General features: G+C 67.6%; 22 protein-coding genes, 2 tRNA genes and 1 pseudogene. 9 read left to right on the forward strand and 16 right to left on the reverse strand.

What is annotated here, in order from left to right; all coding sequences use genetic code 11:
• Positions 1 to 169: 169 nt before the first annotated feature.
• The 4 genes from AB7878_RS00490 to tpiA all read right to left on the reverse strand — a co-directional run bounded on the left by AB7878_RS00490 (position 170) and on the right by tpiA (position 2,905).
• A protein-coding gene (locus tag AB7878_RS00490) for an IS3 family transposase (RefSeq protein WP_439653755.1) occupies positions 170 to 1,248 on the reverse strand; the annotation gives its coding sequence in 2 pieces (ribosomal slippage) (positions 170 to 990 and positions 990 to 1,248; 1,080 coding nt in all).
• A 343-nt stretch (positions 1,249 to 1,591) separates the two neighbouring features.
• A tRNA-Leu gene (locus AB7878_RS00495) sits at positions 1,592 to 1,676 on the reverse strand.
• An 11-nt stretch (positions 1,677 to 1,687) separates the two neighbouring features.
• Positions 1,688 to 2,137 (reverse strand): preprotein translocase subunit SecG, encoded by a 450-nt coding sequence (gene secG / locus AB7878_RS00500; protein WP_369492486.1) that lies wholly within the window; start codon positions 2,135 to 2,137, stop codon positions 1,688 to 1,690.
• Between the two features lie 18 nt (positions 2,138 to 2,155).
• Positions 2,156 to 2,905, reverse strand: coding sequence for a triose-phosphate isomerase (gene tpiA, locus AB7878_RS00505; protein WP_369492487.1), 750 nt, complete (start codon positions 2,903 to 2,905; stop codon positions 2,156 to 2,158).
• 111 nt (positions 2,906 to 3,016) lie between these two features.
• Between tpiA and AB7878_RS00510 the strand changes: the two genes are divergently transcribed.
• Complete coding sequence (locus AB7878_RS00510) at positions 3,017 to 3,823, forward strand: SDR family NAD(P)-dependent oxidoreductase (protein ID WP_369492488.1); 807 nt, start codon at positions 3,017 to 3,019, stop codon at positions 3,821 to 3,823.
• A 170-nt stretch (positions 3,824 to 3,993) separates the two neighbouring features.
• On the opposite strand, the gene AB7878_RS00515 is transcribed toward AB7878_RS00510, so the two are convergent.
• The 4 genes from AB7878_RS00515 to orn form a co-directional block, all read right to left on the reverse strand.
• Complete coding sequence (locus tag AB7878_RS00515) at positions 3,994 to 4,929, reverse strand: isopenicillin N synthase family dioxygenase (RefSeq protein WP_369492489.1); 936 nt, start codon at positions 4,927 to 4,929, stop codon at positions 3,994 to 3,996.
• 121 nt (positions 4,930 to 5,050) lie between these two features.
• The gene (gene glmM / locus AB7878_RS00520; protein ID WP_369492490.1) at positions 5,051 to 6,397 is read right to left on the reverse strand and encodes a phosphoglucosamine mutase; all 1,347 of its coding nucleotides are present in this window, start codon (positions 6,395 to 6,397) and stop codon (positions 5,051 to 5,053) included.
• A 73-nt stretch (positions 6,398 to 6,470) separates the two neighbouring features.
• Positions 6,471 to 7,385 carry a dihydropteroate synthase gene (gene folP, locus AB7878_RS00525; RefSeq protein WP_369492491.1) on the reverse strand — a complete coding sequence of 305 codons (915 nt, stop codon included), beginning with the start codon at positions 7,383 to 7,385 and terminating at the stop codon, positions 6,471 to 6,473.
• Positions 7,382 to 7,939 carry an oligoribonuclease gene (orn, locus tag AB7878_RS00530; RefSeq protein WP_369492492.1) on the reverse strand — a complete coding sequence of 186 codons (558 nt, stop codon included), beginning with the start codon at positions 7,937 to 7,939 and terminating at the stop codon, positions 7,382 to 7,384. The genes folP and orn overlap by 4 nt, the downstream gene beginning before the upstream one ends.
• Before the next feature lie 56 nt (positions 7,940 to 7,995).
• Between orn and sbcB the strand changes: the two genes are divergently transcribed.
• Positions 7,996 to 9,432 carry an exodeoxyribonuclease I gene (gene sbcB, locus AB7878_RS00535; RefSeq protein WP_369492493.1) on the forward strand — a complete coding sequence of 479 codons (1,437 nt, stop codon included), beginning with the start codon at positions 7,996 to 7,998 and terminating at the stop codon, positions 9,430 to 9,432.
• A gap of 10 nt (positions 9,433 to 9,442) precedes the next feature.
• Complete coding sequence (locus AB7878_RS00540) at positions 9,443 to 10,129, forward strand: DUF2461 domain-containing protein (RefSeq protein ID WP_369492494.1); 687 nt, start codon at positions 9,443 to 9,445, stop codon at positions 10,127 to 10,129.
• Here the strand turns inward: AB7878_RS00540 and AB7878_RS00545 are convergent.
• Positions 10,126 to 11,439: an MFS transporter gene (locus tag AB7878_RS00545; RefSeq protein ID WP_369492495.1), complete on the reverse strand. Its 1,314-nt coding sequence runs from the start codon at positions 11,437 to 11,439 to the stop codon at positions 10,126 to 10,128. The two genes, AB7878_RS00540 and AB7878_RS00545, sit on opposite strands and share 4 nt — an antisense overlap.
• Before the next feature lie 267 nt (positions 11,440 to 11,706).
• Between AB7878_RS00545 and aqpZ the strand changes: the two genes are divergently transcribed.
• Positions 11,707 to 12,438: an aquaporin Z gene (aqpZ, locus tag AB7878_RS00550; RefSeq protein WP_369492496.1), complete on the forward strand. Its 732-nt coding sequence runs from the start codon at positions 11,707 to 11,709 to the stop codon at positions 12,436 to 12,438.
• Positions 12,439 to 12,474: 36 nt separating this feature from the next.
• On the opposite strand, the gene gloA2 is transcribed toward aqpZ, so the two are convergent.
• The 4 genes and pseudogenes from gloA2 to ligA all read right to left on the reverse strand — a co-directional run bounded on the left by gloA2 (position 12,475) and on the right by ligA (position 16,755).
• Entirely contained in the window at positions 12,475 to 12,870 is a 396-nt protein-coding gene (gloA2, locus tag AB7878_RS00555; RefSeq protein ID WP_369492497.1) for an SMU1112c/YaeR family gloxylase I-like metalloprotein, read from the reverse strand.
• A gap of 2 nt (positions 12,871 to 12,872) precedes the next feature.
• The gene (epmA, locus tag AB7878_RS00560) at positions 12,873 to 13,805 is read right to left on the reverse strand and encodes an EF-P lysine aminoacylase EpmA (protein ID WP_369495693.1); all 933 of its coding nucleotides are present in this window, start codon (positions 13,803 to 13,805) and stop codon (positions 12,873 to 12,875) included.
• Between the two features lie 144 nt (positions 13,806 to 13,949).
• Positions 13,950 to 14,378, reverse strand: a pseudogene (locus tag AB7878_RS00565) (endonuclease domain-containing protein); the annotation flags it as partial.
• Positions 14,368 to 16,755, reverse strand: a complete 2,388-nt coding sequence (ligA, locus tag AB7878_RS00570) for an NAD-dependent DNA ligase LigA (protein ID WP_369492498.1) — start codon at positions 16,753 to 16,755, stop codon at positions 14,368 to 14,370. The pseudogene AB7878_RS00565 and the gene ligA, both read right to left, overlap by 11 nt.
• Positions 16,756 to 16,872: 117 nt before the next feature.
• Between ligA and AB7878_RS00575 the strand changes: the two genes are divergently transcribed.
• Positions 16,873 to 17,499, forward strand: coding sequence for a phosphatase PAP2 family protein (locus AB7878_RS00575; protein ID WP_369492499.1), 627 nt, complete (start codon positions 16,873 to 16,875; stop codon positions 17,497 to 17,499).
• Between the two features lie 50 nt (positions 17,500 to 17,549).
• Here AB7878_RS00575 and rnk read toward each other — a convergent pair whose 3' ends face one another.
• Positions 17,550 to 17,960 carry a nucleoside diphosphate kinase regulator gene (gene rnk / locus AB7878_RS00580; protein ID WP_369492500.1) on the reverse strand — a complete coding sequence of 137 codons (411 nt, stop codon included), beginning with the start codon at positions 17,958 to 17,960 and terminating at the stop codon, positions 17,550 to 17,552.
• Between the two features lie 187 nt (positions 17,961 to 18,147).
• Between rnk and AB7878_RS00585 the strand changes: the two genes are divergently transcribed.
• Entirely contained in the window at positions 18,148 to 19,617 is a 1,470-nt protein-coding gene (locus tag AB7878_RS00585) for an MFS transporter (RefSeq protein ID WP_369492501.1), read from the forward strand.
• Positions 19,618 to 19,681: 64 nt separating this feature from the next.
• The gene (locus AB7878_RS00590) at positions 19,682 to 20,869 is read left to right on the forward strand and encodes a cation:proton antiporter (RefSeq protein ID WP_369492502.1); all 1,188 of its coding nucleotides are present in this window, start codon (positions 19,682 to 19,684) and stop codon (positions 20,867 to 20,869) included.
• A gap of 64 nt (positions 20,870 to 20,933) precedes the next feature.
• Here AB7878_RS00590 and AB7878_RS00595 read toward each other — a convergent pair whose 3' ends face one another.
• Entirely contained in the window at positions 20,934 to 23,603 is a 2,670-nt protein-coding gene (locus AB7878_RS00595; protein WP_369492503.1) for a TonB-dependent receptor plug domain-containing protein, read from the reverse strand.
• Between the two features lie 242 nt (positions 23,604 to 23,845).
• On the opposite strand from AB7878_RS00595, the gene AB7878_RS00600 reads away from it, so the two are divergent.
• Positions 23,846 to 24,307: a glycine zipper 2TM domain-containing protein gene (locus AB7878_RS00600; RefSeq protein WP_369492504.1), complete on the forward strand. Its 462-nt coding sequence runs from the start codon at positions 23,846 to 23,848 to the stop codon at positions 24,305 to 24,307.
• 182 nt (positions 24,308 to 24,489) lie between these two features.
• Positions 24,490 to 24,900 (forward strand): GFA family protein, encoded by a 411-nt coding sequence (locus tag AB7878_RS00605; protein ID WP_369492505.1) that lies wholly within the window; start codon positions 24,490 to 24,492, stop codon positions 24,898 to 24,900.
• A gap of 772 nt (positions 24,901 to 25,672) precedes the next feature.
• Here the strand turns inward: AB7878_RS00605 and AB7878_RS00610 are convergent.
• Positions 25,673 to 25,762 (reverse strand) — tRNA-Ser (locus AB7878_RS00610).
• Positions 25,763 to 26,097: the final 335 nt, after the last annotated feature.

Raw genomic sequence — 26,097 nt, forward strand, 5'->3', positions numbered from 1 at the left:
TCGAGTGGCGATGACAAACTCGCCGGCCAGTATTATCTGTTGGCAAGCCATCAACGTGCGGTCTAGCGCAACAGCTCCGCAAAGTATGGAGATTCGCTCGCTGAGCCCTGACTTCGGCAGTACCGACGTCCCCCCGGTTTTGAGTAGCGGGTCGGTTTAGAGTCCGGAGTTACTTTAACTGCTTCGCGTAGGCGGCTGGTGTCAGCCCGCCCAGCGCCTTCTTCGGTCGCTCCTCGTTGTATTCCCGCCGCCAGCGTTCGATCTCGGTGCGGGCGTGCAGCAGGCTGGGAAACCAGTGTTCGTTGAGGCATTCGTCGCGCAGGCGGCCGTTGAACGATTCGATGTAGGCGTTCTGGTTCGGCTTGCCCGGTTCGATCAGGCGCAGCTGCACACCGCGCTCGTGCGCCCAGGCGACCATCGCCTTGCCGCAAAACTCCTTGCCGTTGTCGGTGCGGATCGTCTTGGGCAGGCCGCGAATGAGCCCCAGGCGATCCAGCACGCGCGTCACGCCGATACCGGAGATGGCTCGTTCGACCTCGATGCCCACCGATTCATGGGTGGCGTCGTCGACGATGGTCAGGCACTTGAGGACGCGAGCGTCGGCGGTGCGATCGAACACGAAATCCATGGACCACACTTCGTTGGGCGCCGATGGACGACACAGCGGTTGCCGCTCGCTCACCGGCACCTTCTTCCGCTTGCGCCGACGCACCTGCAGCCGCTCCTCCCGATACAACCGCTCCACACGCTTGTAGTTCACCGGCTCGCTGCCCTCCTGCCGAAGCTTCAGGTGGATCATCCCCACGCCGTAGCGCTTGTGTCGCTGCGCCAGCTCCACGATCCGTCGTCGCAGCGCCACGTTGCGGTCTGGCTGCGCCTGATAGCGGTACGCGCTGGCGCTCATCCCCACGATACGCAACGCGCACCGCTCGCTCAGCCCCTTGTCGATCATCTGGCGCACCAACGCGCGTCGGGCCGGTGCGCCTACGGTTTTTTTCGCAGGACGTCCCGGATGACCTCGTTCTCGAGCATCTGCTCGGCCAGCAGCTTCTTCAGCCGCGTGTTCTCCGTTTCCAGCTCCTTCAGGCGCTTGGCGTCCGGCACGCTCATGCCGCCGAACTTGCTGCGCCACAGGTAGTAGGAGGCCTCGCTGAAGCCGTGCTTGCGGCACAGCTCCTTGATCGGCAGGCCGGCGTCCGCCTCACGCAGGAAGCCGATGATCTGTTCTTCGGTAAACCGCTTCTTCACGTCCAACCTCCTTCGGATGGGGGATTGGACTCCAAACCGCGGTGCTACTCAAAACCGGGGGGACGTCGGACTTACAGAGAGATACAGGCCTTTGCCGTCGGCGAGCATATAGGCCCGCTCTTGCGGCTTCGCTTTGCGAACTTCCAGTTCAGTCAGGGGCTTTGCAAGCTTGGGCATTTACAGGGACCTGTTTGTGTATGTTCATAGACGAACATGCACAACAGCATACACAAAAACTTGCGATTCGCTGAGATCCTGCGACACCCCATGCAACAAAAAACCCCGCATTTATGCGGGGTTTCGAGTGATTCAGAGACTTCGTAAGACGTCCTGAAACTTCAATTGGTGCCCAAGAGGGGACTCGAACCCCTACGCCTTGCGGCGCTACCACCTCAAGGTAGTGCGTCTACCAGTTCCGCCACCTGGGCAGGTGTCTTGCTCAGTGCTGCTTCTGCGGGGCCGGTGCGGCCGGCACTTCGCCTTGCTGCTTGCTCGCGGCAGGCGCCGCGGGCACTGCCGGGTTCGCGGCGGCCGGCGCAGCAGCCGGCACTTCCGGATTCGCTGGCGTGGCCGCCGCCGGTGCCTGCTTGGCGGGCGCCGGTTGGTTGCTCATGCCGGCCATCACGCCGAGGTCGGCACCGTTGTTCTGCTGCGTGCCGTGGTTGTGCAGGTATACGCCCATGCCGAGGCTCAGCGCGAAGAACAGCGCGGCGAGCACGCCGGTGGCGCGGGTCAGGAAGTTGGCCGAACCGCGCGCACCGAACACCGTGGCCGAAGCGCCGCCGCCGAAACCGGAACCGGCGCTGGCGCCCTCGCCGTTCTGCAGCAGGATCAGCACGGTCATGGCCGCGGCGATCAGGATGTAAAACACGCTGAAAATGACGAACATCAATCGAGCCCGTGGCGACTAGTGCGCCGCTGCGCAGATTCCAAGAAAGTCGGTAGCGGTCAGCGAGGCTCCACCGATCAGCCCGCCATCCACGTCCGACTGCGCGAACAATTCGGCGGCATTGGCCGCCTTGACGCTGCCGCCGTAAAGCAGCCGAGTCAGACGGGCAATCATAACATCTTCTTTCTGGAGTTGGCTACGGATGAACGCATGCACCTGCTGCGCCTGTTCGGGCGTGGCGGTGTGACCGGTGCCGATCGCCCACACCGGTTCGTAGGCGATCACCGCCGTGTCGAACGCCGCGATGCCGGCAGCAGCGAGCACCGCCTGCAGCTGGCGGGCGATCACCGCTTCGGTGTCACCTGCTTCACGCTGCGCCAAGGTCTCGCCCACGCAAAGGATGGGCGTGAGGCCGGCCGCGCGTGCTGCAACGAACTTGCTTGCCACCAGCGCGTCGCCTTCGCCGTGGTACTGGCGGCGCTCGGAATGGCCCACCAGCACCCACTGCGCGCCACAGTCGGCCAGCATCGCACCGGACACCTCGCCGGTGTACGCGCCTTGCCCCTCGTGCTCGCTGAGATCCTGCGCGCCCACGCCAAGGCCGGCATCGGCGCAGGTCGCGGCCACGGTATCCAGGTAGGGAAACGGCGGGCAGATCACCACGTCGATACCGCTCGGCGTGGCGGCGGCGATCTCGCCGCACAGGGCGGCAGCCATCGAGCGGCTGCCGTGCATCTTCCAGTTCGCGGCGACGAGCTTCTTGCGCATGTTCGACGTCATTCCGTGCGGACAAACGCGAGATATTACAGGATGATAGCGGGACTGGTATTGCTGCGGCGCAACGTCCACGATGCCATGACGCCCACCCAGGAGAAATGCATGCCGCCTGCCCGCCCGCTCAGCCTTGTCACCGGCGCTTCCGCCGGCATCGGTGCCGCGTTCGCCCGTGCCCTGGCGGCACGCGGCCATGACCTGGTGCTCACCGCGCGTCGCCGGGAACGGTTGGACGCACTGGCCGCGGAACTGCAGCAGCAATACGGCTGCACGGCAACCGTGCTGGCGGCCGACCTCGCCGATCCCGCTGCGCCATCCGCGTTGTGCGCGGAACTGGATCGCCGCGGGCTCGCGGTGGACTGGCTGATCAACAACGCCGGCTACGGCGTGCCCGGCAGTTTCACGGCGAACGACTGGCGCACGCACGCGGACTCCCTGCAGGTGCTGCTGACCGCGCCGGTCGAACTGGCCTGGCGCCTGCTGCCCGGCATGCGCGAGCGCGGCTACGGCCGCATCGTCAACGTGGCCTCGCTGGCCGGCCACGTGCCGGGCACCGCGGGACACACGCTGTACGCACCGGCCAAGGCGTTCCTGATCAAGTTCTCGCAGGGGCTCACACTGGAGAGCCGCGAGCATGGCGTGCACGTGTGCGCGCTGTGCCCGGGCTTCACGTACTCCGAATTCCACGACGTCACCGGCACCCGCGCGCTGATGAACAAGCTGCCAGGCTTCATGTGGCAGAGCGCCAACGCGGTGGTGAGCGAAGGGATTGCCGCGGTGGAGCGCGGCGCGGCGGTGCACGTCACCGGCCGAGTGAACCGCACGATCAAGCGCGTGTTCAAGCTGATGCCGGATCGGCTGGCGTTTCGGCTGTCGGCGCGGCAGGGGCGACGTTATCGGCAGGCTGACTGATGGAAGCCCCCTCATCCCAGCCCTCTCCCCCAAGCGTGCTTGGGAGAGAGGGAGAAAAGCAGCGCGCTGCTCCGAATCCCGAATGACACGCCGCTCCTGCGGCTTGCCCTACGGGCCATCGGCTTTGCCGATGTTCGCCACGGCATCCTGCCTACGCAGTCCGAATCCCCTCAGATCAACTTGATCTCGCGCAGCCGCTGCTGCAGGTATTCGTGCGAGGTGATGCTCGTGTCGTAGCGCTTCGGGTTGTCCGGCGTCACGCACTGCGGCAGCGGATCGAGCACCACGTCGGGGTTCGGATGCAGGAAGTACGGCACCGAGTAGCGCGGCTTGCGCGCGTTCGCGTTGTGCGGGTTCACCACGCGGTGGGTGGTGGACGGGTACACATGGTTGCTGAGGCGCTGCAGCATGTCGCCGATGTTCACCACGATGGCGTCGCCCTCGGTGGTGATCGGCAGCCATTCGCCCTCGCGGGTCAACACTTCCAGGCCTTCCGCGCTGGCGCCCACCAGCAAGGTGATGAAGTTGATGTCCTCATGCGCGCCGGCGCGCACGTTGGGGATGTTGTCGTCGGTGATCGGCGGGTAGTGGATCGGTCGAAGGATCGAATTGCCCTGGTCGGTCTTGTCCTCGAAGTAGTGCTCGGGCAGGTCGATGTGCAGGGCCAGCGCGCGCAACACGCGGGTGCCGAGCTGGTCCAGCGCCTCGAACAGCCCGTAGCCGTAGCGGTGGAACTCCGGCACTTCGGCGGGCCACAGGTTCGGCGCCATCACGTCGGCGAACTTCGAGTCGCGCGCGATCTCGCGTCCGACGTGCCAGAACTCCTTGAGGTCGGGATGCTTGCTGTCCTTGGCGGTCTCCACCTTGAACGGGGTGTAGCCGCGTGCGCCGCCGCTGCCCGGCACGTGGTACTTCATCTTGGTCTCGGCAGGCAGCGCGAAGAAGCGCTGGAAGGCGTCGTAGGCGCCGTCGATCAGCTCGCGCGCAATGCCGTGACCGCTGATGCAGCAGAAGCCGAATTCGCGGTAGGCCGCACCGAGCTCGGCGACGAAGGCGTCGCGGTCGCTGTCGTAGCGGCGGATGTCGAGGGTGGGAACGTTCTTCATGGTCGTGATCCTTCAGGCATGCGGTCGATTTGTGTACCGCCACCGCAGGGGCGATTCACGTCGGGCCATTCCTTGGCGACCGGTTCCTGGTTGACCTGAGGCCGGCGTTGCGCCGGCTGGTTCACGAGCGTTCTGCGGAGGATTTTACGACGTCGGCCAGGCTTTGCGCCAACTGCTGCACCTCGGCCGCATCGGCGCCCTCCACGGTGACCCGCACCAGCGGCTCGGTGCCGGAGGCGCGCAGCACCACGCGGCCGCGGCCGCGCAGGGTCTGTTCCGTGGCGGCCAGCGCCTGCCGCACGGCGTCGCCGGCCAGCGCTTCGCGGGCACCGTCGGCACGCACGTTGATCATCACCTGCGGCAGCTTGGCCAAGCCCTGCCGCGCCGTGGCGAAATCCTCGCCGGCCAGTGCCTCCAGCACGGCCAGCGCGGAGACGATGCCGTCGCCGGTGGTGGCGCGGTCCAGGCACAGGATGTGGCCCGAGGTCTCGCCGCCCAGCACGCCGCCGCGCTCCTTGAGCTGCTGCAGCACGTAGCGGTCGCCCACCTTGGCGCGCACCAGTTCGATGCCGAGCTTTTCCAGCGCCAGCTGCAGGCCGTAGTTGCTCATCAAGGTGCCGACCAGCGGCCCGTGCAGCAGGCCGCGCGCTTGCCAGGCGCGGGCGATCACGTAGAGCAGGTCGTCGCCATCGGCGAGCACGCCGCGGCGATCCACCAGCTGCACGCGGTCACCGTCGCCGTCGAACGCGATGCCGAGGTCCGCGCCCTGCTCCAGCACCGCTCTCTGCAACGCCTGCGGATGGGTGGAGCCCACCTCGCGGTTGATGTTGAAACCGTCGGGCGTGACGCCGATCGAGGTGACCTCGGCACCCAGCTCGGCGAACACCTTGGGCGCGACCTGGTAGGTGGCGCCGTTCGCGCAATCCAGCACAATCTTCAGGCCGTTGAGGTTGAAGTCCTCGGCCACCGTGCTCTTGCAGAACTCCGCATAGCGGGTCACCGCGTCGTCGATGCGCCGGGCCTTGCCCAACTGCTCGGAAGGCACCGTGACGAAGGGTGCGTCGATCTCCGCCTCGATGGCCTCTTCCATCGCGTCGCTGAGCTTCTCGCCCTGCGCGGAGAAGAACTTGATGCCGTTGTCGTGGTGCGGATTGTGCGAGGCGCTGATCACGATGCCGGCCTCGGCGCGCAACGAGCGCGTGAGCATCGCCACCGCCGGCGTGGGCATCGGCCCCAGCATGCGCACGTCCATGCCGGCGGAGACCAAGCCGGCCTCCAGCGCCGCCTCGAACATGTAGCCGGACACGCGGGTGTCCTTGCCGATCAGCACGCCGCGCCGCCCGGTGCTCTGCTGTCGGAGCACCGCGCCCAGCGCGCGGCCAAGGCGCAACATGAACTCGGCGTTGATCGGCCACGCGCCCACCGTGCCGCGGATGCCGTCCGTGCCGAAATACTTGCGCTGACTCATGGATGCCTTCCCGAAAAGTTTCCCTGTCCCGGCGGCGGCGTCTCGTGCGCCGTCGTCCTGTCGCTGCTCTTTCTCAATCGTCGTCGGGCCAGCGCGGTGCGGCCGGCCGCGTATCGCGGCGCGGCGCCTCGTCGCCCGCGTGCACGCCCTGCCATACCGCCAGCGCGTCCACCGTGGCGGCCACGTCGTGCACGCGCACCATGCGGGCACCGCGCTGAACCGCGATCAACGCGGCGGCGGCCGAGCCGGCCGCGCGCTCGGCCGGCAGCTTGCGACCGGTCAGCGCACCGATCATGCCCTTGCGCGACAGGCCCGCGTAGACACCGCTGCCCAGGTCCGCGAAGTGTTCCAGCGCACGCAGCAAGGCCAGATTGTGTTCGAGGTTCTTGCCGAAGCCGAAGCCGGGATCGACCAGCACCTTGCGCTTGTCGATGCCGGCCAGTTCGCAGGCGAACAGACGGTCGGCGAGGAAGCGGTGCACCTCGCCCACCACGTCGTCGTAATGAGGGTCGTCCTGCATGCTGCGCGGCTCGCCCTGCATGTGCATCAGGCATACCGGTACGCCGAGTGCCGCTGCCGCGTCCAGCGCGCCTTCGCGGCGCAGCGCATACACGTCGTTGATCATGCCGGCGCCCGCGGCCACCGCGGCGCGCATCACCTCCGGCTTGGAGGTGTCGACGGCGATCGGCAGCGCGGTGCGCGCGATCAGCTGTTCGATCACCGGGATCACCCGGCGCAACTCTTCTTCCAGCGGTACCTCGGCTGCGCCGGGGCGGGTGGATTCGCCGCCCACGTCGAGCATGTCGGCACCCTGTTCCGCCAGCGCCAGGCCGTGCGCCACGGCGGCTTCCGTGGTGGCGTGCTCGCCGCCGTCGGAAAACGAATCGGGCGTGACGTTGATGATGCCGGCCACTCGCGGGCGGTCCAGCACCAACCTGCGGCCGGCGCAGTCGAGCACGATGGCGAACATGGCGTCGAGTGCGCTCATGCGCCGCCCAGCTCGCCCATGAAGCGGCGGTAGTAGCGCAACTCGTCGATCGAATCGCGGATGTCCGACAGCGCGGTGTGCGCGGACTCCTTGCCGAAGCCCTTGCCGATCGCGGGCGCCCAGCGCCGCGCCAGCTCTTTCAGCGTGGACACGTCGAGGTTGCGGTAGTGGAAGAAGCGTTCCAGCCGCGGCATCTGCCGGTGCAGGAAGCGGCGGTCCTGGCAGATCGAGTTGCCGCACATCGGCGACTTGCCCGCCGGCACCCAGTCGCGCAGGAAGTCCAGCGTGGCCTGCTCGGCGGCGACATGGTCCGCGGTGGCGTCAAGCACCTGCTGCCACAGGCCGGACTTGCCGTGCTGGTTGCGGTTCCAGGCGTCCATCGCCTCCAGCCGATCCAGCTCGTGGCGGATCGCGAACACCGGGCCTTCGGCCAGCACGTGGAGATCCTTGTCGGTGACGATGGTGGCGATCTCCAGGATCGAGTCGGCGTCGGTGTCGAGGCCGGTCATCTCCAGATCGATCCAGATCAGGTTGTCATCGCTCGCATGGCTCATGTTCGCTCCTTGGTCCGGCCAGTTTATCAGCCTTGCCCATGCGATCATCCGGTCCCATGCAGACCTTCTTCTGGCACGACTACGAGACCTTCGGCGCCGACACCCGGCGCGACCGCCCCGTGCAGTTCGCCGGCATCCGCACGAACCTGGAGCTGGAGATCGTCGGCGAACCGGTGATGTTCTTCGGCCAGCCACCGCGCGACAGCCTGCCCCAGCCCGAGGCCTGCCTGATCACCGGCATCACGCCGCAGCAGGCCGAACGCGAGGGCGTGAACGAGGCCGAGTTCGCCGCCCGCGTGCACGAGCAGCTCGCCGCACCCGGCACCTGCGGCGTGGGCTACAACTCGCTGCGCTTCGACGACGAGGTGACGCGGCAGCTGCTCTACCGCAACTTCTACGAGCCCTACGGCCGCGAGTGGGAGAACGGCAACTCGCGCTGGGACCTGATCGACCTCGCGCGCATGTGCGAGGCACTGCGCCCCGAGGGCATCGTCTGGCCCGTCCGCGAGGACGGCACGCCCAGCTTCAAGCTGGAACTGCTCGCTGCCGCCAACCACCTGCAGCAGGAACGCGCGCACGACGCGTTGTCCGATGTGCATGCGCTGATCGACCTCGCGCGGTTGATCCGCGTGCGCCAGCCACGGTTGTGGGACTGGCACTACGCGCTGCGCCGCAAGCAGCGCGTGTTCGAACTGCTCGACGTGACGGCGATGACGCCGCTGGTGCACGTCTCTTCGCGCTACCCGGCCAGCCGCCACTGCCTCGCGCTGATCGCACCGCTGGCGATGCACCCCAGCCGCCCCGGCGAGGTGATCGTCTGCGACCTGGCCGGCGATCCGGCCGAGTGGCTGGAGCTCGACGAGGACGAGATCGCCGACCGTGTGTTCACCGCCCGTGCCGACCTGCCCGGAGGCGTCGATCGCGTCCCGCTGCGCACCGTGCGCGCGAACCGCGCCCCCGCGCTGGCGCCGCTGTCTGTGCTGAAGGGCGCGGACCTGGCGCGCCTGCAACTCGATCCCGAGCGCAGCCTCGCCCACCGCGAGCGGCTCGCCGCCGCCGACGGACTGGCGGCCAAGGTCGCCCGCGTGTTCGCCCGCGCCGCCGAGCTGCCGCCGCCGGAAGATCCCGAGCTGGCGCTGTACGCCGGCTTCCTGCCCGACGCCGACAAACGCCTGCTGCGCGAGGTGCGCGCCACGCCGCCGGAACAGCTGGCCACGCGCGCGTTCCCGTTCCGCGACCCGCGCTATGCGGAGCTGCTGTTCCGCTACCGCGCCCGCAACTGGCCGGAGACCCTGGACGCCGACGAGCACGCGCGCTGGGAAGCCTTCCGCCGCCAGCGCCTCACCCGCGAAACACCGCTCACCACGCTCACCCTCGACGACTATTTCGCCACGCTCGCCGCCCTGCGCGCCGATCCCGCGCGGCAGGACAAGCTGCCGCTGCTGGACCAGCTGCAGGCCTGGGGCGAAACGCTGGCTGCCGAACTGACCTGAAGGAAACCGCATGCCCCACGCCTACTTCACCCCGGCCACGTTCAAGTTCCTGCGCGCGCTGGACCGCAACAACAGCCGCGAGTGGTTCACCGCGCACAAGGCCGACTACGAGCGCCACGTGCGCGAGCCGTTCCTGCAGCTCATCACCGACTTGCAGGCGCCGCTGGCGAAGATCAGCCCGCACTACCGCGCCGACCCGCGCAAGAACGGCGGCTCGCTGTTCCGCATCTTCCGCGACACCCGCTTCTCCAACAACAAGCTGCCGTACAAGCCGTGGCAGGGCGCGCGCTTCTTCCACGAACGCCGCCACGAGATCCCCGCACCCTCGTTCTACATGCACCTCCAGCCCGGCGACTGCTTCGCGGGCGGCGGCATGTGGCATCCCGAACCGGATGCGCTGAAGAAGATCCGTGCCTTCCTCGCCGACAATCCCGCCGCATGGAAGAAGGCCACGCAGAGCCCTACCTTCCGCGCGCACCTGCAATTCTGGGGCGAATCGCTGAAGCGCCCGCCGCATGGCTACGACCCCAACCACGAGTTGATCGAAGACCTGAAACGCAAGGACTACGCCTGCGGCGAAGGCTTCGACGAGGCATTGGCCTGCTCCACCGAACTGCTGCCGTGGACTGTGGCCTGCTTCAAGCGCGTGGCGCCGATGGTGGATTACCTCTGCGCCACGCAGGAACTGGAGTTCTAGCCACTCCGCTTCCGCGTCAGCAGCCACCCGCTCACTCCCGCGCTCACCAGCGCGGTGATCGTCACGTAGTACGCGGGCGCCATGCGCCCGGCGTGCACGGCGAGCCAGCCGATCATCGCGGCGGTGCCGGCGCCGAACACCGCATAGGCCACGTTGTACGAGAACGACAGGCCGGAGAAGCGCACCGGCGGCGGGAACACCTGCACCATCACCACCGGCACCACGCCGACCACGCCCACCAGCAGGCCGGCCAGCGCGTACAGCGGCAGGAAATGCGCGCCGCCCGCGGCGAGGTCGGCGAACAGCGCCCAGGTGCCGGCGATCAGCAGCAGCGAGCCGCCCAGCAAGGTGCGCAGCGTACCGCAGCGGTCGGCCAGCCAGCCACAGGCGATGCAGCCCACGGTGAGCCCGCAGGTGGCCAGCACGTTGCCGACGCTCGCCAGCCGTGGCGACAGCCCGAAGCTCTTCGGCGCCAGCGTGGGCAGCAGCAGGATCAGCACCACCACGGCGGCGGTGAGCATCCAGGTCACCAGCATCGACACCGCGACACCGCGTCGGTGCGCCGCCAGCACCACGCGCAGGGGCAACTCGCGGCTGAGCTGCTTGCGCTCGCGCATTTCGGTGAACACCGGCGTCTCGCTGAGCCAGCGGCGCAGCCATACCGCCACGAGGCCGAACACGCCGCCGAGCAGGAACGGCAGGCGCCAGCCCCAGTCCAGCAGCTGCGCCGCATCCAGCCGCACGTTGAGCCACGCCGTCAGCAGCGAGCCGATCAGGATGCCCACGGTGAGCCCCGCGGTGAGGCTGCCGCAGGCGAAACCCGTGCGCTGCGGCGGCACGTGCTCGGCCACGAACACCCAGGCGCCCGGCACCTCGCCGCCCACCGCGATGCCCTGCACGATGCGCAGCAGCAAGAGCAGCAGCGGCGCCAGCATGCCGACCTGCGCGTAGATGGGCAGCAGGCCGATCGCCAGCGTGGGCAGCGCCATCAGGAACACGCTGAGCGCGAACATGCGCTTGCGCCCCGAGCGGTCGCCGAAGTGCGCCATCACGATGCCGCCCAGCGGCCGCGCCAGATAGCCGGCGGCGAAGATGCCGTAGACCTTGAGCTGGGCCAGCCACGGCGCCGTGCCCTGCGGAAAGAACAGCTCGCTCAGCGGCAGCGCGAGGAACACGAACACCACGAAGTCGTAGAACTCGAGTGCCCCGCCCAGCGCGGAGAGCAGCAGGGTTCGCGCGTCGCGGCGATCCAGCGGACGCGCCGGCGCGGCTGTCACATCCGGTGCCGACAATGTCGTGGCTTCGCTCATGGAGGGGTCGCGACCCGAGGCGGAAAGGGTTCGGCAACATAACGCAGCGCTCGGCACTACGCGATGCCGACCTGCATCCCCTATGCTCGCCCTGCCCGGCGGGATGCCGGGCCACACGGGCGACCCGGCCAGCCTGCGCGCGGCCCGCCCGGCGCCGTTTCACGGGGAGAGGAAACGTCGTTGCACCTGGCCGTGGGCCAGTGATCCAGAGTGCGTCGCATCGTCGCGACGCTCGCGTCCATCTACGCAATCGGGAAGGAGTCTTCGATGAACCTGGGCAAACGCATGGCTGCCGAATTCTTCGGCACGTTCTGGCTGGTACTGGGCGGCTGCGGCAGCGCCGTACTGGCCGCGGGATTTCCGGAACTCGGCATCGGCTTCGCCGGCGTGGCGCTGGCCTTCGGCCTCACCTTGCTGACGATGTGCTACGCCATCGGCCACATCTCCGGCTGCCACATCAACCCCGCGGTGACCTGCGGCCTCGCGGCCGGCGGCCGCTTTCCGGTGAAGGAAGTGGTCCCGTACATCGTCGCCCAGGTGATCGGCGGCCTGGTGGCCGGCGCGGTGCTGTACACCATCGCCTCGGGCAAGCCCGGCTTCGATGCCGCGGCCAGCGGCTTCGCCTCGAACGGCTTCGGCGCGCATTCGCCGGGCGGCTATTCGATGGGCGCGGCGGCGGTGTGCGAGATCGTGATGACCGGCTTCTTCATCTTCATCATCATGGGCGCCACCCACAAGAGCGCGCCGGTAGGCTTCGCCGGCATCGCGATCGGCCTTGCACTGACCCTGATCCACCTGATCAGCATCCCGGTCACCAACACCTCGGTGAACCCGGCGCGCTCCACCGGCGTGGCGCTGTTCCAGGGCGGCTGGGCGGTGGAGCAGCTGTGGTTCTTCTGGGTGATGCCGATCGTTGGCGGCATCATCGGCGGCCTGATCTACCGCTACCTGTGGAGCGACCGCCCCGCTCTGCCCGACATCAAGGGCGACCGGTCCTGAGCTTCGGCGCCACGCGGCCTCCGGGCCGCGTGGCGCTCAAGCCTCGTAAAGCTCGATCGGCAGCCCGTCCGGATCGGCGAAGAAGACGAAGCGGCGGCCGGTGTGTTCGTCCAGCCGCACCGGTTCGCAGGCGACGCCGCGCGCCGTCAGCACGGCCACCGCCGCCTCCACGTCGGCCACGACGAAGGCGAGGTGGCGCAACCCCTGCGCCTCCGGCCAGGAAGGTCGCGGCGGCGCGCCGGGAAACGAGAACAGCTCCAGTTGCACGCCGGGGCTGACTTCCAGGTCGCACTTCCAGGAATCACGCGCCTCGCGGTAGACCTCGCGCACGATGCGCAGCCCCAGCGTCCCGCTGTAGAACGCCTTCGAACGCGGATAGTCCGAGCAGATCAGGGCGACGTGGTGGATGCCGTGCAGCAAGGGAGCCGGCATGGTCAGGCTTCCGAAAAGGGGAACGCCAGCACGTCGGCGATCGTGTCGGTGCCGGCGAGGCACATCAGCAGGCGCTCCACGCCCAGCGCCACGCCGGCGCAATCGGGCAGCGCGTCGAGCACGGCCAACAGGTTTTCGTCGAGCGGAACCTCGCGCTGGCCGCGTTCGCGGCGGCGGGCGTTGTCGCGCTCGAAGCGCGCGCGCTGCTCGGCCGCGTCGTTGAGTTCGTGGTAGCCGTTGGCCAGTTCGTGGCGGCCGAGGTACAGCTCGAAACGCTCGGCCCGCGGCGGGTCGCCGGGGCGAATCCTCGCCAGCGCGCACTGGCTCGCCGGGTAATCGTGGATCACCGTGATGCGGTCGCGCGGAAACGCCGGCTGCAGCTTGTGGGTGAGCAGCAGGTCCAGCCAATCGTCGCGGGTGAGTCCCGCGGGATCGATGCCGAAGTCCGCCAGCGGCGCGCGCAATTCCCCGATCGAAGCATGCGCGGAATCGATGCCCAGCTCGTCGATGAACAGCTGGCGATAACCCTCGATCAGCACCTCGGCGCGACGGCCCCGCAATGCCAGCGCTGCCTCCACCAGCTCGATGACCTCGTGCATCAGGCGGCGATGGTCCCAGCCCACCCGGTACCACTCCAGCATGGTGAACTCGGGGTTGTGCCTCCCGCCCGCCTCGCCGTTGCGGAACACCCGCCCCAGTTCGTAACAGTCGCCCACGCCCGCGGCGACGAGGCGCTTCAGCGGGTACTCCGGCGAGGTGCGCAGCCAGCGCTCGCGCGCGCCGGCATCGACGTGACCGCTGAACCCGGTGCTGAAACCCTCGATGTTCGGTTCGGTATTGCCGGCCGCCGAGAGGATCGGCGTCTCCACCTCCAGCACTTTGCGTTCGGCGAAGAAAGCGCGGACCAGGGCATAGAGGTCGGCGCGCAGATGCAGGGCGGCGAAAGTCTCTCTCTCTCCCCCTACAAGGTTGGGGGAGAGGGGGCCATTGGCGTGCAGTGTGCTTTTACCCCCTCTCCCCCGGCGATGCCGGGGGAGAGGGCTGGGGTGAGGGGGGCGCTCTTTGTTCATGGCTTGCACGATCGCTTCGAGTACATCGTCGGTACGCAACAAGGCATCGTCGTTCCAGAAGCGCAGCACGCGGAAACCGGCAGCTTCGAGGTCGCGCGTACGCTGCTCGTCGTAAGCACCCTGCTCTGCGTGCTGGCCACCGTCCAGTTCCACGATGAGCTGGCGTTCCACGCAACAGAAATCGGCGTAATAGCCGGCGACCGGATGCTGTCGACGGAACTTCACGCCGAGCTGGTCGGCGCGCAAGCGCGCCCAGAGCCGCTGCTCGGCATCGGTCATGTGGCGGCGCAATTCGCGGGCGCGCTGCATGGTCAGGACGCTCCCTGCCGGAAGTTCCCCCTCACCCCAACCCTCTCCCCCAACGAAGTTGGGGGAGAGGGAGTGTTTGCTTTCCAGGCTTTGCCGTGGGTACAGGGGACGCTCCATTTCATACCGCATGCTCCGCCAGCAAGGCCAGCAGCTGCGCCTCGTCCCATACCGGCACGCCTAACTCGTTTGCCTTGTCGAGCTTGGAGCCGGCTTCCGCGCCGGCCACCACGAAGCTGGTCTTCTTCGACACGCTGCCGGCGACTTTCGCGCCCAGCGCTTCGAGCTTTTCCTTCGCCTCATCGCGGCTCAGGGTGGGCAGCGTGCCGGTGAGCACCGCGGTCTGGCCTTCCAGCGGCAGGCTGACCGTCTGCACCGCCTGCGGAATGACATCGAGCAGGCGCTGCATCGCGGCCTCGGCTTCGCGCAACGCGTCCAGTTGCGATGCGTCGGACAGATACGCTTCGAGATTGATCGCAGCCGCCTGCGGCAGGCCGGCGGTGATCCACTGCGCCTGCCCCGCGGCCAGCAGCCGCTGCAGCGTCGGATACTGTGCGGCCAGCAACGCCGTGCTCTTCGGTCCGAGCTTGTTGACGTTCGCCATGTCCAGCAGCACGGCAAGACCCAGCCGCTCGCGCAGTTTCGGCGAAGGCTCGCCCTCGTCGCCGAAACGCACTCCCGCGGCGAGCAGCGCGTCGACCACCTGCTGGTTGCCGGGCTGGGCGAAGAAACCGGCGATGGACGCGGCCACCTCGCCGCCGATGTCGGGCAGCACGCGCAGCACCGGCGCCGGCATGCTGCGCACGAACTCCAGCCGGCCCAGCCACGCGGCCAGCGTCTTCGCCGTGCTCTCGCCGATATGCATGATGCCGAGCCCAAACAGAAAGCGCGCCAACGTGGTGGCCTCGCTGGCCGCGATGCCGTCGAGCAGGTTTTCCGCCCACTTCGTCGCCACCTTGCCCTGCTTCACCGTCTCGGGCGTCGTCCCGTCGCGCTCGTCGGCGCGGCGCTTCATCTCCAGGAAGTCGTCCAGCGTGAGCTTGTACAGATCGGCCGGCGTGTGCACGTAGCCGAAGTCCACCAGCGCGTCGACGTAGCGTTCGCCAAGGCCGTCGATGTCCATCGCGCGGCGCGAGGCGAAGTGGATCAGCGCCTCCTTGCGTTGCGCCGCGCAGATCAGGCCGCCGGAGCAGCGGAACGCCGCCTCGCCCTCCTCGCGCAACAGCGCCGAGCCGCACACCGGGCAGTGCGCGGGCATGTGCCAGGGACGCGTGTGCGACGTACGCAGCCCGGGCATCACGCGCACCACCTCGGGGATCACGTCACCGGCGCGGCGCACGATCACGGTGTCGCCCACGCGCACGTCCAGCCGCGCCACCTGGTCGGCGTTGTGCAGGGTGGCGTTGGTGACGGTGACGCCGGCCACCTGCACCGGCGCCAGCCGCGCCACCGGCGTGGCGGCGCCGGTGCGGCCGATCTGGATCTCGATCGCCTCGACCGTGGTGGTCTGCTCCTGCGCCGGGAACTTGTGCGCGATGGCCCAGCGCGGCGCGCGCGCCACGAAGCCCATCGTGCGCTGCCCTTCGTAGTCGTCCAGCTTGTAGACCACGCCGTCGATGTCGTACGGCAGGCTGTCGCGCTTCGCGCCGATGCGCTTGAAGTAGGCGATCAGCCCGTCGAAGCCGCGCGCCGTGCCCACCTCGGGCGAGACCGGGAAACCCCATTCGCGCAATTGGCGCAGCGTCGCCGAATGCGTGGGCGGCAGTTCGCCGCCTTCCACCACGCCCACGGCGTAGGCGAAGAAACTGAGCTTGCGCTTCGCGGTGATCGCCGGATCGAGCTGGCGCAGCGAACCGGCCGCGCCGTTGCGCGGGTTCGCGAGCGTCTTCTCGTCGTGCGCACGGGCGTAGGCGTTGAACGCCTCGAAATCCTTGCGCAGCATGATGACTTCGCCGCGCACTTCCAGCACCGCGGGCCAGCCGGTGCCACGCAGTTTCAGCGGGATCGCGCGCACGGTACGCAGGTTCGCGGTGACGTCCTCGCCGGTCTCGCCGTCGCCGCGGGTGGCGCCTTGCACGAACTGGCCCTGCTCGTAGCGCAGGCTGATCGCCAAGCCATCCAGCTTGGGCTCCACGGAGAACACGGGTTCGCGGCGATGCAGCGTCTGCTCGATGCGCCGCTCGAACTCGGCCACCTCGTGGAAGCGCGTGCGCTCGTCCTCGCCCGCCTGTTCGAAGGCATTGGACAGCGACAGCATTGGCATCGCGTGGCGCACCTCGGCAAAACCGCCGCTGGCGCGCGCGCCCACCTTGCGGGTGGGCGAATCCGGCGTGACGAGTTCGGGATGCGCCGCCTCCAGCGCCTCCAGCTCGCGCATCAAGGCGTCGTACTCGGCGTCGGTGATCGCCGGATCGTCGAGCACGTGGTAGCGGTAGTTGGCCTGCTCGATGCGCTCGCGCAGGTCGGCGGCACGGGTCTTGCTGTTGGCGGGAACGGGGGATGCGCTCATGCGCGCAGTTTAGCGATCCGCAAGTCGTGACGGACGATCGAAGTAAGCGAATCGAAAGCCTGCGGGGCTAGGCTGAACGATGGGCGGCCATGTCTCAGGCCGCAAGGGAGGCACCCCATGCGCACGACACGTTACGCGTTGTTGCTGCTCGCCTTCACGCTGTCTGCACCGGCCTTCGCCGGCGGCGGTCCGCTCGGCATCGACCACCGCCTGCATTACGACAACAGCGGCATCTGGAAGCGCACCAACCAGAACATCCTGATGTACGGCACCATCGTCACGGTGGCCGGCGGTGCGCTGGCCTTCGGCGACCAGGACAAGCTGGGCGACACGTTCTGGCGCTCGGTGGACGCGATGGTGATCTCCAGCATCGGCTCGGAGGCGCTGAAGTACACCTTCCGGCGCGAGCGCCCCTCGCAGACCTCCGACCCGAACCGCTGGTTCGAGGGCAGCCACGCGCAGAGCTTCCCCAGTGGTGAGGTCACCGCGATCACCGCCGCGGTGACGCCGTTCATCGTGAACTACGGCCCCGACCACCCCGCTGTGTACGCGCTGGCGCTGTTGCCGGCCTACGACGCAGTGGCGCGCATGAAGACCCGCGGCCACTGGCAGACCGACGTGCTGGCCGGCGCCGCGCTGGGCGCGGGCGTGGGCATCTGGGCCGCCCACCGCAACTCGCCGCTGATCATCGGTTGGCTGCCGGGCGGCTTCCAGGTGGGCTTCGTGCACCACTTCAAGCCGTAGGCGACTGCAAGCCCGTCATTCCGGCGAAAGCCGGAATGACGTCGAGAGCATCAGCGGTGCAGGTCTCCCGCCGCTTCCGGCTGGTAGTCGATAGCCAGCACGGTGAGGCGGCGCTTGCGGCCGTCCGGGGTGGGCCAGTCGATGTGCTTGCCCTTGGCGAGGCCCAGCAATGCGCTGCCCACCGGCGCCAGGATCGATACCGTGCCGGGCTTGCCGGCCGCGTTCGGGTAGACCAGGGTCATCGTCGTCGGCTCGCCGCCGGCCTCGTCGGTGAAGCTCACGGTGGAGTTCATCGTCACCACGTTGCGCGGCATTTCCGCCGGCTCCAGCACAGTGGCGCGGTCCAGTTCCTCGCGCAACGCGGCATGCGTCGCGGCCTGCGCGGGGGTCATGCGGTCGAGCATGGCCTCGATGCGCTCCAGGTCGAGGCGGGAAACGGTGATGGCGGGTTTGCGGCTCATGGTCCTTGTCCTGTCGCAAGCAAAGCGGGTCACGCAAAAGCGCGCGCCGGAGCGATGGGCACCCCGGCGCGCGCTGGTCTTGTTTGTATCGCCTTCCCGATCTGGGGGCGGCGATCGATGAAACAAGGCTGACTTTGCGCAGGATCGTCGCGAAAAGCAAGCTGTCGCAGCAGCTATCATTCGCACAATGCCCCACGAAGCCGCCGAGCCACTCCCCCACGCCGATGCCGTCGCAGCGGCGACCGTGGCCGAGGCGGAACCCGAAATCTCCTCGCGCGAGCGCTACCGTGGCCTGCTCTGGCTGGTGGCCGCGGCGTTCTTCATGCAGGCGCTGGACTCCACCGTGGTCAACACCGCGGTGCCGGCGATGGCCGACGCACTGCACGAGACGCCGCTGGGCATGCGCAGCGCGCTGACCAGCTACGTGCTGACCCTGGCGGTCCTGATTCCGGCCAGCCCGTGGCTGTGCGACCGCTTCGGCACGCGCCGGGTATTCGGCGCCGCGATCGTGCTGTTCGGCCTGGGCTCGCTGCTGTGCGGGCTCGCGCAGACGCTGCCCGAGCTGGTCGCCGCGCGCGTGCTGCAGGGCGTGGGCGGCGCCGCGCTGATGCCGGTGGGGCGCTACGTGCTGGTGCGCAGCATCGACAAGCGCGAGTTCGTGCGCGCGATGAGCACGGTGGCCACCTTCGGCCTGCTCGGTTCGGTGCTGGGGCCGCTGCTGGGCGGCGCGCTGGTGGAATACACCTCATGGCGATTGATCTTCCTGATCAACGTGCCGGTGGCGATCGCCGGCGTGTGGATGAACCGGCGCGACATGCCGGAATACCGGCTGGACCGCGCCAATCCCTTCGACCTCACCGGTTTTCTGCTGTTCGCCGTCGCCTCCGCCCTGCTGCTCACCGCCTCGGAACTGGCCGGGGAGGATCCGGTGCCGTGGGCGGAGATGGGCGCGTGCGGCGGCATCGCCCTGCTGCTAGTCGTGGTCTACATCTGGCACAGCCGGCGCACCGCGCATCCGGTGGCGGATCTCGCCCTGTTGCGCGTGCGCAGCGTGTCGGTGTCGCTGGCCGGCGGCCTGTTCACCCGGCTGGGCATCTCGGGCATGTTCCTGCTGCTGATGCTGTTCCTGCAGGTGGGTTGCGGCTGGTCGCCGCTGGATGCCGGCCTGATGATGGTGCCGCAGGCGCTGGGCTCGATCGCCGCGAAGTGGGCGATCAATCGCGCACTGGTGCACTTCGGCTATCGCCGCCTGTTGCTGGGCAATACCTTGATCGTGGCCGCGTTGCTGGCCGCGTTCGCCCTGTTCGGGCCGGGCACGCCGCCTTGGCTGATCGCCCTGCTCACGTTCGGCTACGGCTGCTTCGCGGGTCTGCAGTACACGACCATGAACACGCTGATCTACACCGACCTGGACATCCAGCACGCCTCGATGGCCTCGTCGATGGCTTCCACCGTGCAATACCTGGCCATGAGCTTCGGCATCGCGCTGTCCACGTTGCTGATGCAGGCGCTGCTGCGCGGGCACACGCCCGAGGATTTCGTGGTCGCGTTCCGCTGGACCGTGGTGCTGCTGGCCCTGATTACCGCCGCCGCCAGCCGCGTGTTCGGCCGGCTGCGCCCGGACCGCCCCACCGAAGCGCTGCCGGCGACGCGCTGAGTGTCACGGCGCAGGCGCAGTCGGCATGTAGCATGCGGGTTTCGTACCCGCCCGGACGCGTTGCATGCACCACGCCAGTGACATCCTGCTCACCCTGTTCATCGTGTTCGTCGCCGCCCAGGTCGGCGGCGAGATCGCGCAGCGGCTGAAGCTGCCGGGCGTGGTGGGCGAGATCGCCGCCGGCTGCGTGGTCGGCCCCTCGCTGCTGGGCTGGATCACGCCCGAGCAGATCGCCACCGGCACGCCGCTGGACGTGCTGGCCGAGGTCGGCGTGGTGCTGCTGCTGTTCTCGGTGGGCCTGGAAACGCGGCTGGAGGACTTGAAGAAGGTCGGCAAGGCGGCCTTCCTGGTCGGCGTGGTCGGCGTGATCGTGCCGTTCGGCATGGGCGCGTTGTGGGCGCACGGCAGCGGCTTCGGCTGGGACAAGGCGATGTTCATTGCCGCCGCCTTCGTGGCCACCTCGGCCGGCATCACCGCGCGCGTGCTGCAGGAGCTGGGCGCGCTGCAGCGCACGGAGAGCAAGGTGATCCTGGGCGCTGCGGTGATCGACGACATCCTCGCCATGCTGCTGCTCGGCGTGGTGGTGTCGCTGCAGGGCGGCGAGAGCTTCCAGCCCGGCAACCTGCTGGTGGTGCTGGGCGAGGCGGTGGGCTTCATCGCGGTGATCGGCTGGGGCGGCGCGCGGGTGATGCGCTGGAACTCCAGCTGGCTGGACAAGCCGCGCCACGCGCAGTCGCCGCTGCTGATCGCGCTGGCGCTGTGCCTGGGCCTGGCCTACATCTCCACCCTGTTCGGCCTCGCCGCGATCATCGGCGCCTTCCTCGCCGGCATGATCGCCTCCGAGACCCGTCAGCAGCACACGCTGGAGCGGCAGACCCAGCCGCTGCTGGCCCTGCTCACCCCGTTCTTCTTCGTGGTCACCGGCAGCAAGATCGACCTGCACGAACTGGCCAGCGCCGATGCAATGTGGATGTTGCTGGTGGTCACCGTGATCGCGATCGTCTCCAAGCTCGTCGGCGGCGGCCTCGGTGCGCTGTCGCTGGGCCGGCGCGGCGCCACCATCGTGGGTTTCGGCATGGTGCCGCGCGGCGAGGTGGGCGTGGTGATCGCCAGCCTCGGCCTCGCCGCCGGCGTGTTCAGCAACCGCGTCTACGCAGTCATCGTGGCGATGTCCCTGCTCACCGCGATGGTGACGCCGCCGGTGCTGGCCTGGCTGCTGCGGCACTCGCCGGAAACCACGCCGCCGCACTGAACCGATCCGATCCGCAAAGACGAAACGCCCCGAATGGGGCGTTTCGCAGCACGGAGCGGCCGGCTCAGAAGTTCGCCGTCACCCGCGCATACCAGAACGCGCCGTTGAAGCCGAACGGCGAGGTGAGCGCGTACTTCACGCCGAGGAGCCGCAGCGTGGCGTTCTGCTCCTTGCCCGGGTAGGTATCGAACACGTTGTTGCCGCCGATCGCCACCGAGAAGGTGTCGTTGAACTTGTAGCGCGCCTCCAGATCGAGCAGGGTCTTGCCGCTGTAGTGGTCCACGTCGTTCGGCGGGTTGTTGCTGCCGAACAGGCCGACCGTGGTGCTCCAGCCGCCGTACTGGTTGATCCGCGCGATGGCGTCGAACTGGTGCAGGTTGTAGTCGAAACTGAGCACCGCCCGGCTCTTCGGCACCTGGTGTTCGAGGTCGTACACGAAATCGTTGTTGAGCGTGTTTGGCTTGACCTTCACCACGTCCTGCTTGTTGTAGTTGTAGCGGAAGTCGATGTTGAGCGTGCCGCTGCCCAGCGGGTGCCGCGTGTCCACCACGAAGTCGAGGCCCTGGACGTGCGAGTCGAACGCGTTGCCGAAATAGCTGGCGTCGCTGCCGAGCAGCAGTTGCGCATTCGGGTAGCCGCCGGCGGCGAGCTGGTCGACGGTGGCCTGGGTCACGGTCTTGCTGACCAGGCCGATGCGGTTGGCGATACGGATGAGGTAGTAGTCCAGGCTCGTCGTGACGTTGTCGAGCGGTGTCCACACCGCGCCTACCGACAGGCTCTTCGAGGTCTCGGTCTGCAGCGGCGCCGAGCCCAGCGCGCGCGCCACCGGATTGTTCACCGGGTAGGTGCCGCTGGGGATCAGGCCGCCCTGCGCATTCGCGGTGGTGGTGACGTTCAAGGTGTTCGCCTGGCCCGGGGTCGGCGTGCGGAAGCCGGTGTTGAACGTGCCGCGCAGCGCGAACGTGTCGGTGAACGCATAGCGGCTGGAAAGCTTGTAGACCACCTTGGAACCGTAGCCGTTCGCGTGCTCGTAGCGCACCGCCGCGGCGCCCGACCACTTGTCGGTAAGGTTCGTCTCGGCGTCGAAGTAGGCGGAATCGCTGTTCTGCGTGAACCGCCCCGCCGCATTGGTCGGAAAGCCCTGGAACGCGTCCGAGCCCACGCCGAACACCGACGCGGTCGGCCCCACCTCGATCGAACCGGCATCACCTTGGTGGATGATGTAGCTCTCCTGGCGCCACTGCGCGCCGAAGGCCAGCGTGAGCGGCGAGTTGTCGAACGAGCGAACGAAATCCGCGCCGGCGCCCTGTTCGCGCTGGGTCAGCTTGCCGGGATGGAAGTTGGTGGGCGAAAGGATGCCGAGGCTTGGGTTGATCGAGCCCTGCAACTGGTAGTCGACCTCGTTGCTGCCGTTGCGGTAGTGCACGTCCCACTGGAAGTTGCTCTCGCCGCCGCCGCGCACGCCGCCGACCAGCTGGTGGTCGGCGATGTCGGCGCCGAACAGCGGGCTGTAGCCGCCGGGGAACTGCTTGTAGATCGGGTTGAGCAGCTCCCAGCCGCTCGGGCTCGCGGCGTTGGCCGTGAGGTAGTTCGCCGGGTTGCCACCGCCGGCGGTGATGCTGTCCACCAGCGACTGCGGCGCATTCGCCGGCACCAGGGTGCCGTTCGCGTAGCTGACCAGGGTCGAACGGCCGCTGATGCCGTACTGCGCCGGCAGCACCGGGTTGCGGTAGAAGAAGCTGGACAGCACCTTCTTGTCCATGAAGTCGCCGTAGCCGTACAGCTGCACGTCGCCGGCCAGCGGCAGGCCCGCGTTGACGAACAACTTGTTCGTCTTGGTCTGCGGGTCGCCCCAGCGCTGGCCCAGGCCGTCGTACGGCACCTGGTTCGCCCCCACCACTGCCGCGACGGCTGCTGCGCCCCCTTGCGGGATACCGCGCGAGGTAGGATCGGTGGTCTCGCGCTCGGCACTCACGTGCACGAAGCCTCCGCTGTTGCCAAGCGGAAACCCGGCATCGGCGTCGTAGCGCCGCAGGTCGCCGTCGCCCTTGCCGTACTCGCCCCACTCCGCGCTGACCGTCGCGCCCTTGGGGGCCTTCTTCAGGATGACGTTGACCACGCCGGCGATCGCGTCCGAGCCGTACAGCACCGAGGCGCCGTCGCGCAGTACCTCGACGCGCTCGATCGCGTTGGACGGAAACACCGAGAAATCCACCGCCTGCGCGCCCTGGTTGAAGGTGCCGAGCGGATCGATCTGCAGGTTGACCAGCGCCGAACGATGGAAGCGCACGCCGTCGACCAGCACCAGGGTCTGGTCGGGCGACAGGTTGCGCAACGACACCGGCCGCACGAACGCCGTGCCGTCGGCGATCGGGAAGCGCTGGGTGGTCAGCGAGGGCACGATGCTGGTCAACGTGTCGGTCAGGTCCGCCGAGGGCTGCTCCGCGATCTGCTTGCCGCTGAACGCGTCGATCGGCGAAATGGATTCGGTCGGCGACAAGCCCGCTCGATGCGTGCCGGTCACCACGACCTCCTGCAGGTTCGTGGTCGTCTTGGCCTTGTTCGTGCTGGCCTTGTTCGTGTTGCCCTGCTTGGCGGCCGTCGTCGCAGGTGGTGCCGTCTGCCCGTTGTCCGCCGTTCCCTGGTCCTGCGCCTGCGCCGACCACGCCATCAGCAATGCGGTGGCCAGCGCCGTGCGCACGAGTACCACGTTGATACCTGTCTTGTTTGGCATTTGCGTCTCCCCTTGGTTTGCCCCGAAGGTCCCCTACACCGGCAAGCTACAACGGCGCGGATGCCGTGAAAAGCGCCGCACTCCCGGTTTCGACGCATGCGGGTGCATCCCGGCAACGCGGGCGGAACAACGAACCCTCTCGATCTGTCGAAGCCGGAACCGCGGCGCGATGCCGTAACGAAATCTAGCGCTCGCGGGCTTCTACACTGGACAGCGGCACCACCACACCCAAGGAGATCCCCATGAAGATCCATCCCCTGCTCTCGCTCGCCCTGGTCGCCACGCTGGGCTTCACGGGCACCGGCGTCGCCAGCGCGCAAAGCAGCGGCGTACTGGTGCGCAACGACGGCATCTACCTGCGCTGCGACCAGTGCGGCACCGTGCAGCGCGTGGAACAGAACATCACCCAGGGCGGCGGCCACGGCACTGCCGGCACCATCATCGGCGCCATCGCCGGCGGCGTGCTCGGCAACCAGGTCGGCAAGGGCAACGGCCGCAAGCTCGCCACCGTGGGCGGTGCGGTGGGCGGCGGCTTCGCCGGCCACGCGATCGGCAACAACACCGGCAGCAACACCAGCTGGCTCGTGCGCATCAAGATGGGCAACGGCAGCTACCAGAACATCCAGGTCAAGGACGCCAGCGGCATCCGCCAGGGCGACCTGATGCAGGTGGACGCGAACGGGAACATCGCGCGGATCCAGTGAGGGTTTGCCGGATTGCGGAAAGACGAAACGCCCCGGCTGGGGCGTTTTGTTTGGATGGATAGCCAAGGGTCGACGTCCCTCCGGTGCTTTATGCCTCGGGGAGTGGACCGTGGCCATGACTGCGCCGTAACCGTTCCGGTCATGGTCCGATGTCGAAAGATTGAAGACTGGCGGAGAGTCCGATGCTCAAGACTTATACCGGGAGCTGCCACTGCGGCGCCGTCCGCTTCGAGGCGGACCTCGACATCAGCGCCGGCACCGGCAAGTGCAACTGCACGATCTGCACCAAGATGCGGCTGTGGTCGGCCAATGCCTTTCCGGAGGCATTCCGCCTGCTGGCAGGCGAGAGCGATCTCACGGACTACCGGGGGCGTGGAAACCCGGTCGCGCATCACCAGTTCTGCAAACACTGCGGCGTCAGGGCGTTCGAATGGATCGACATGCCGAACATGAGCGGCAGCAAGTACTACAACATCAACGTCATGTGCCTTGATGGCGTCGACATCGACGAGCTGGCGTCCGCCCCGATAACGTATTACGACGGCCTCAACGACAACTGGGACGAAAGGCCTGCAGAAACGCGGCACCTGTAGGAATAAGGCCGTGACATAGGGGCGAAGGCAATTAAACGCTGCTGGCGAAGTCAGATGACCGGAACGGCAACGGGGCCAGGCCACTTATTAGACTCTAGAAGTGAACCTGACCCCGTTTCGGTTTTTGTAGGTAATTCGCTTGGAGTAGTTAATGATGGTTGTGCTTTACCACGTACGCCCGGCCTTCGGCAGTAAGCCAGCAGAGTCGACCTGCATCCCCGTACATCGTAACGAGCAAATTCATATTTGCTAGTTCGTCGACAGCGTGCTCTATCACCACCATCTGACTTTTCAAAGCTGCAGCAATCTGCACTGTCGCCGGGTGTCTCGCACCTTCATAGCAAGCTACAAGAGCCATGATTTCTGCCTCAACCTTGCTTAGCTTTCGTATTTTCCCGTGGGTAAAGAGGCCGAAGATTCGGAGTACTCGCAGCACAACGGTTGCCAACGAAAGCACTCCCGCGGCAGCAAGGAGCAAAACGAGCCAGACAGGCGCACCCGACCGTGATTGAAGGAAGGACCAGAAGCCGAGCGAAGTAGCCGACAAGTAGTGCCAGACCCAAGCCGATACGAGGCCTACAGCGGAGACAATCCCTACAGCTATGACTTTGCTCAGCACCGGATCGCGCCAAGCCGCCTTTATCCACCCCATTGCGCCCCCTGCGTGTTCTGTCCCGCGCAAAATATACATTGCTCGATGATCGTGGGTAGCTTCGTTGGGTGGAGCCGACAGAAACGAAAATCCTGAGAATCAGGGGTATGCCGTATAAACTGGCGGAGAGAGTGGGATTCGAACCCACGGTAGGCTTGCACCTACGGCAGTTTTCAAGACTGCTGCCTTAAACCACTCGGCCATCTCTCCGTTGTCGCTTCCCGCCAAGGCGCGCTACGCGCGCCGCTACGGCAGTTTGGTTCCGGGCATCCTGCCCTTCACCCCTTCGGGGCCAGCGGCTGCGCCGCTGTCCGCTTCGGCTTCCTGCCTACGCGTCAAGACTGCTGCCTTAAACCGCTCGGCCATCTCTCCGTTGTCGCTTCCCGCCAAGGCGCGCTACGCGCGCCACTACGCCAGTTTGGTTCCGGGCATCCTGCCCTCCACCCCTTCGGGGCCAGCGGCTGCGCCGCTGTCCGCTTCGGCATCCTGCCTACGCGTCAAGACTGCTGCCTTAAACCGCTCGGCCATCTCTCCGAATTGTCCTG

The sequence above is a fragment of the Rhodanobacter humi genome (assembly GCF_041107455.1).
Classification (GTDB): domain Bacteria; phylum Pseudomonadota; class Gammaproteobacteria; order Xanthomonadales; family Rhodanobacteraceae; genus Rhodanobacter_A.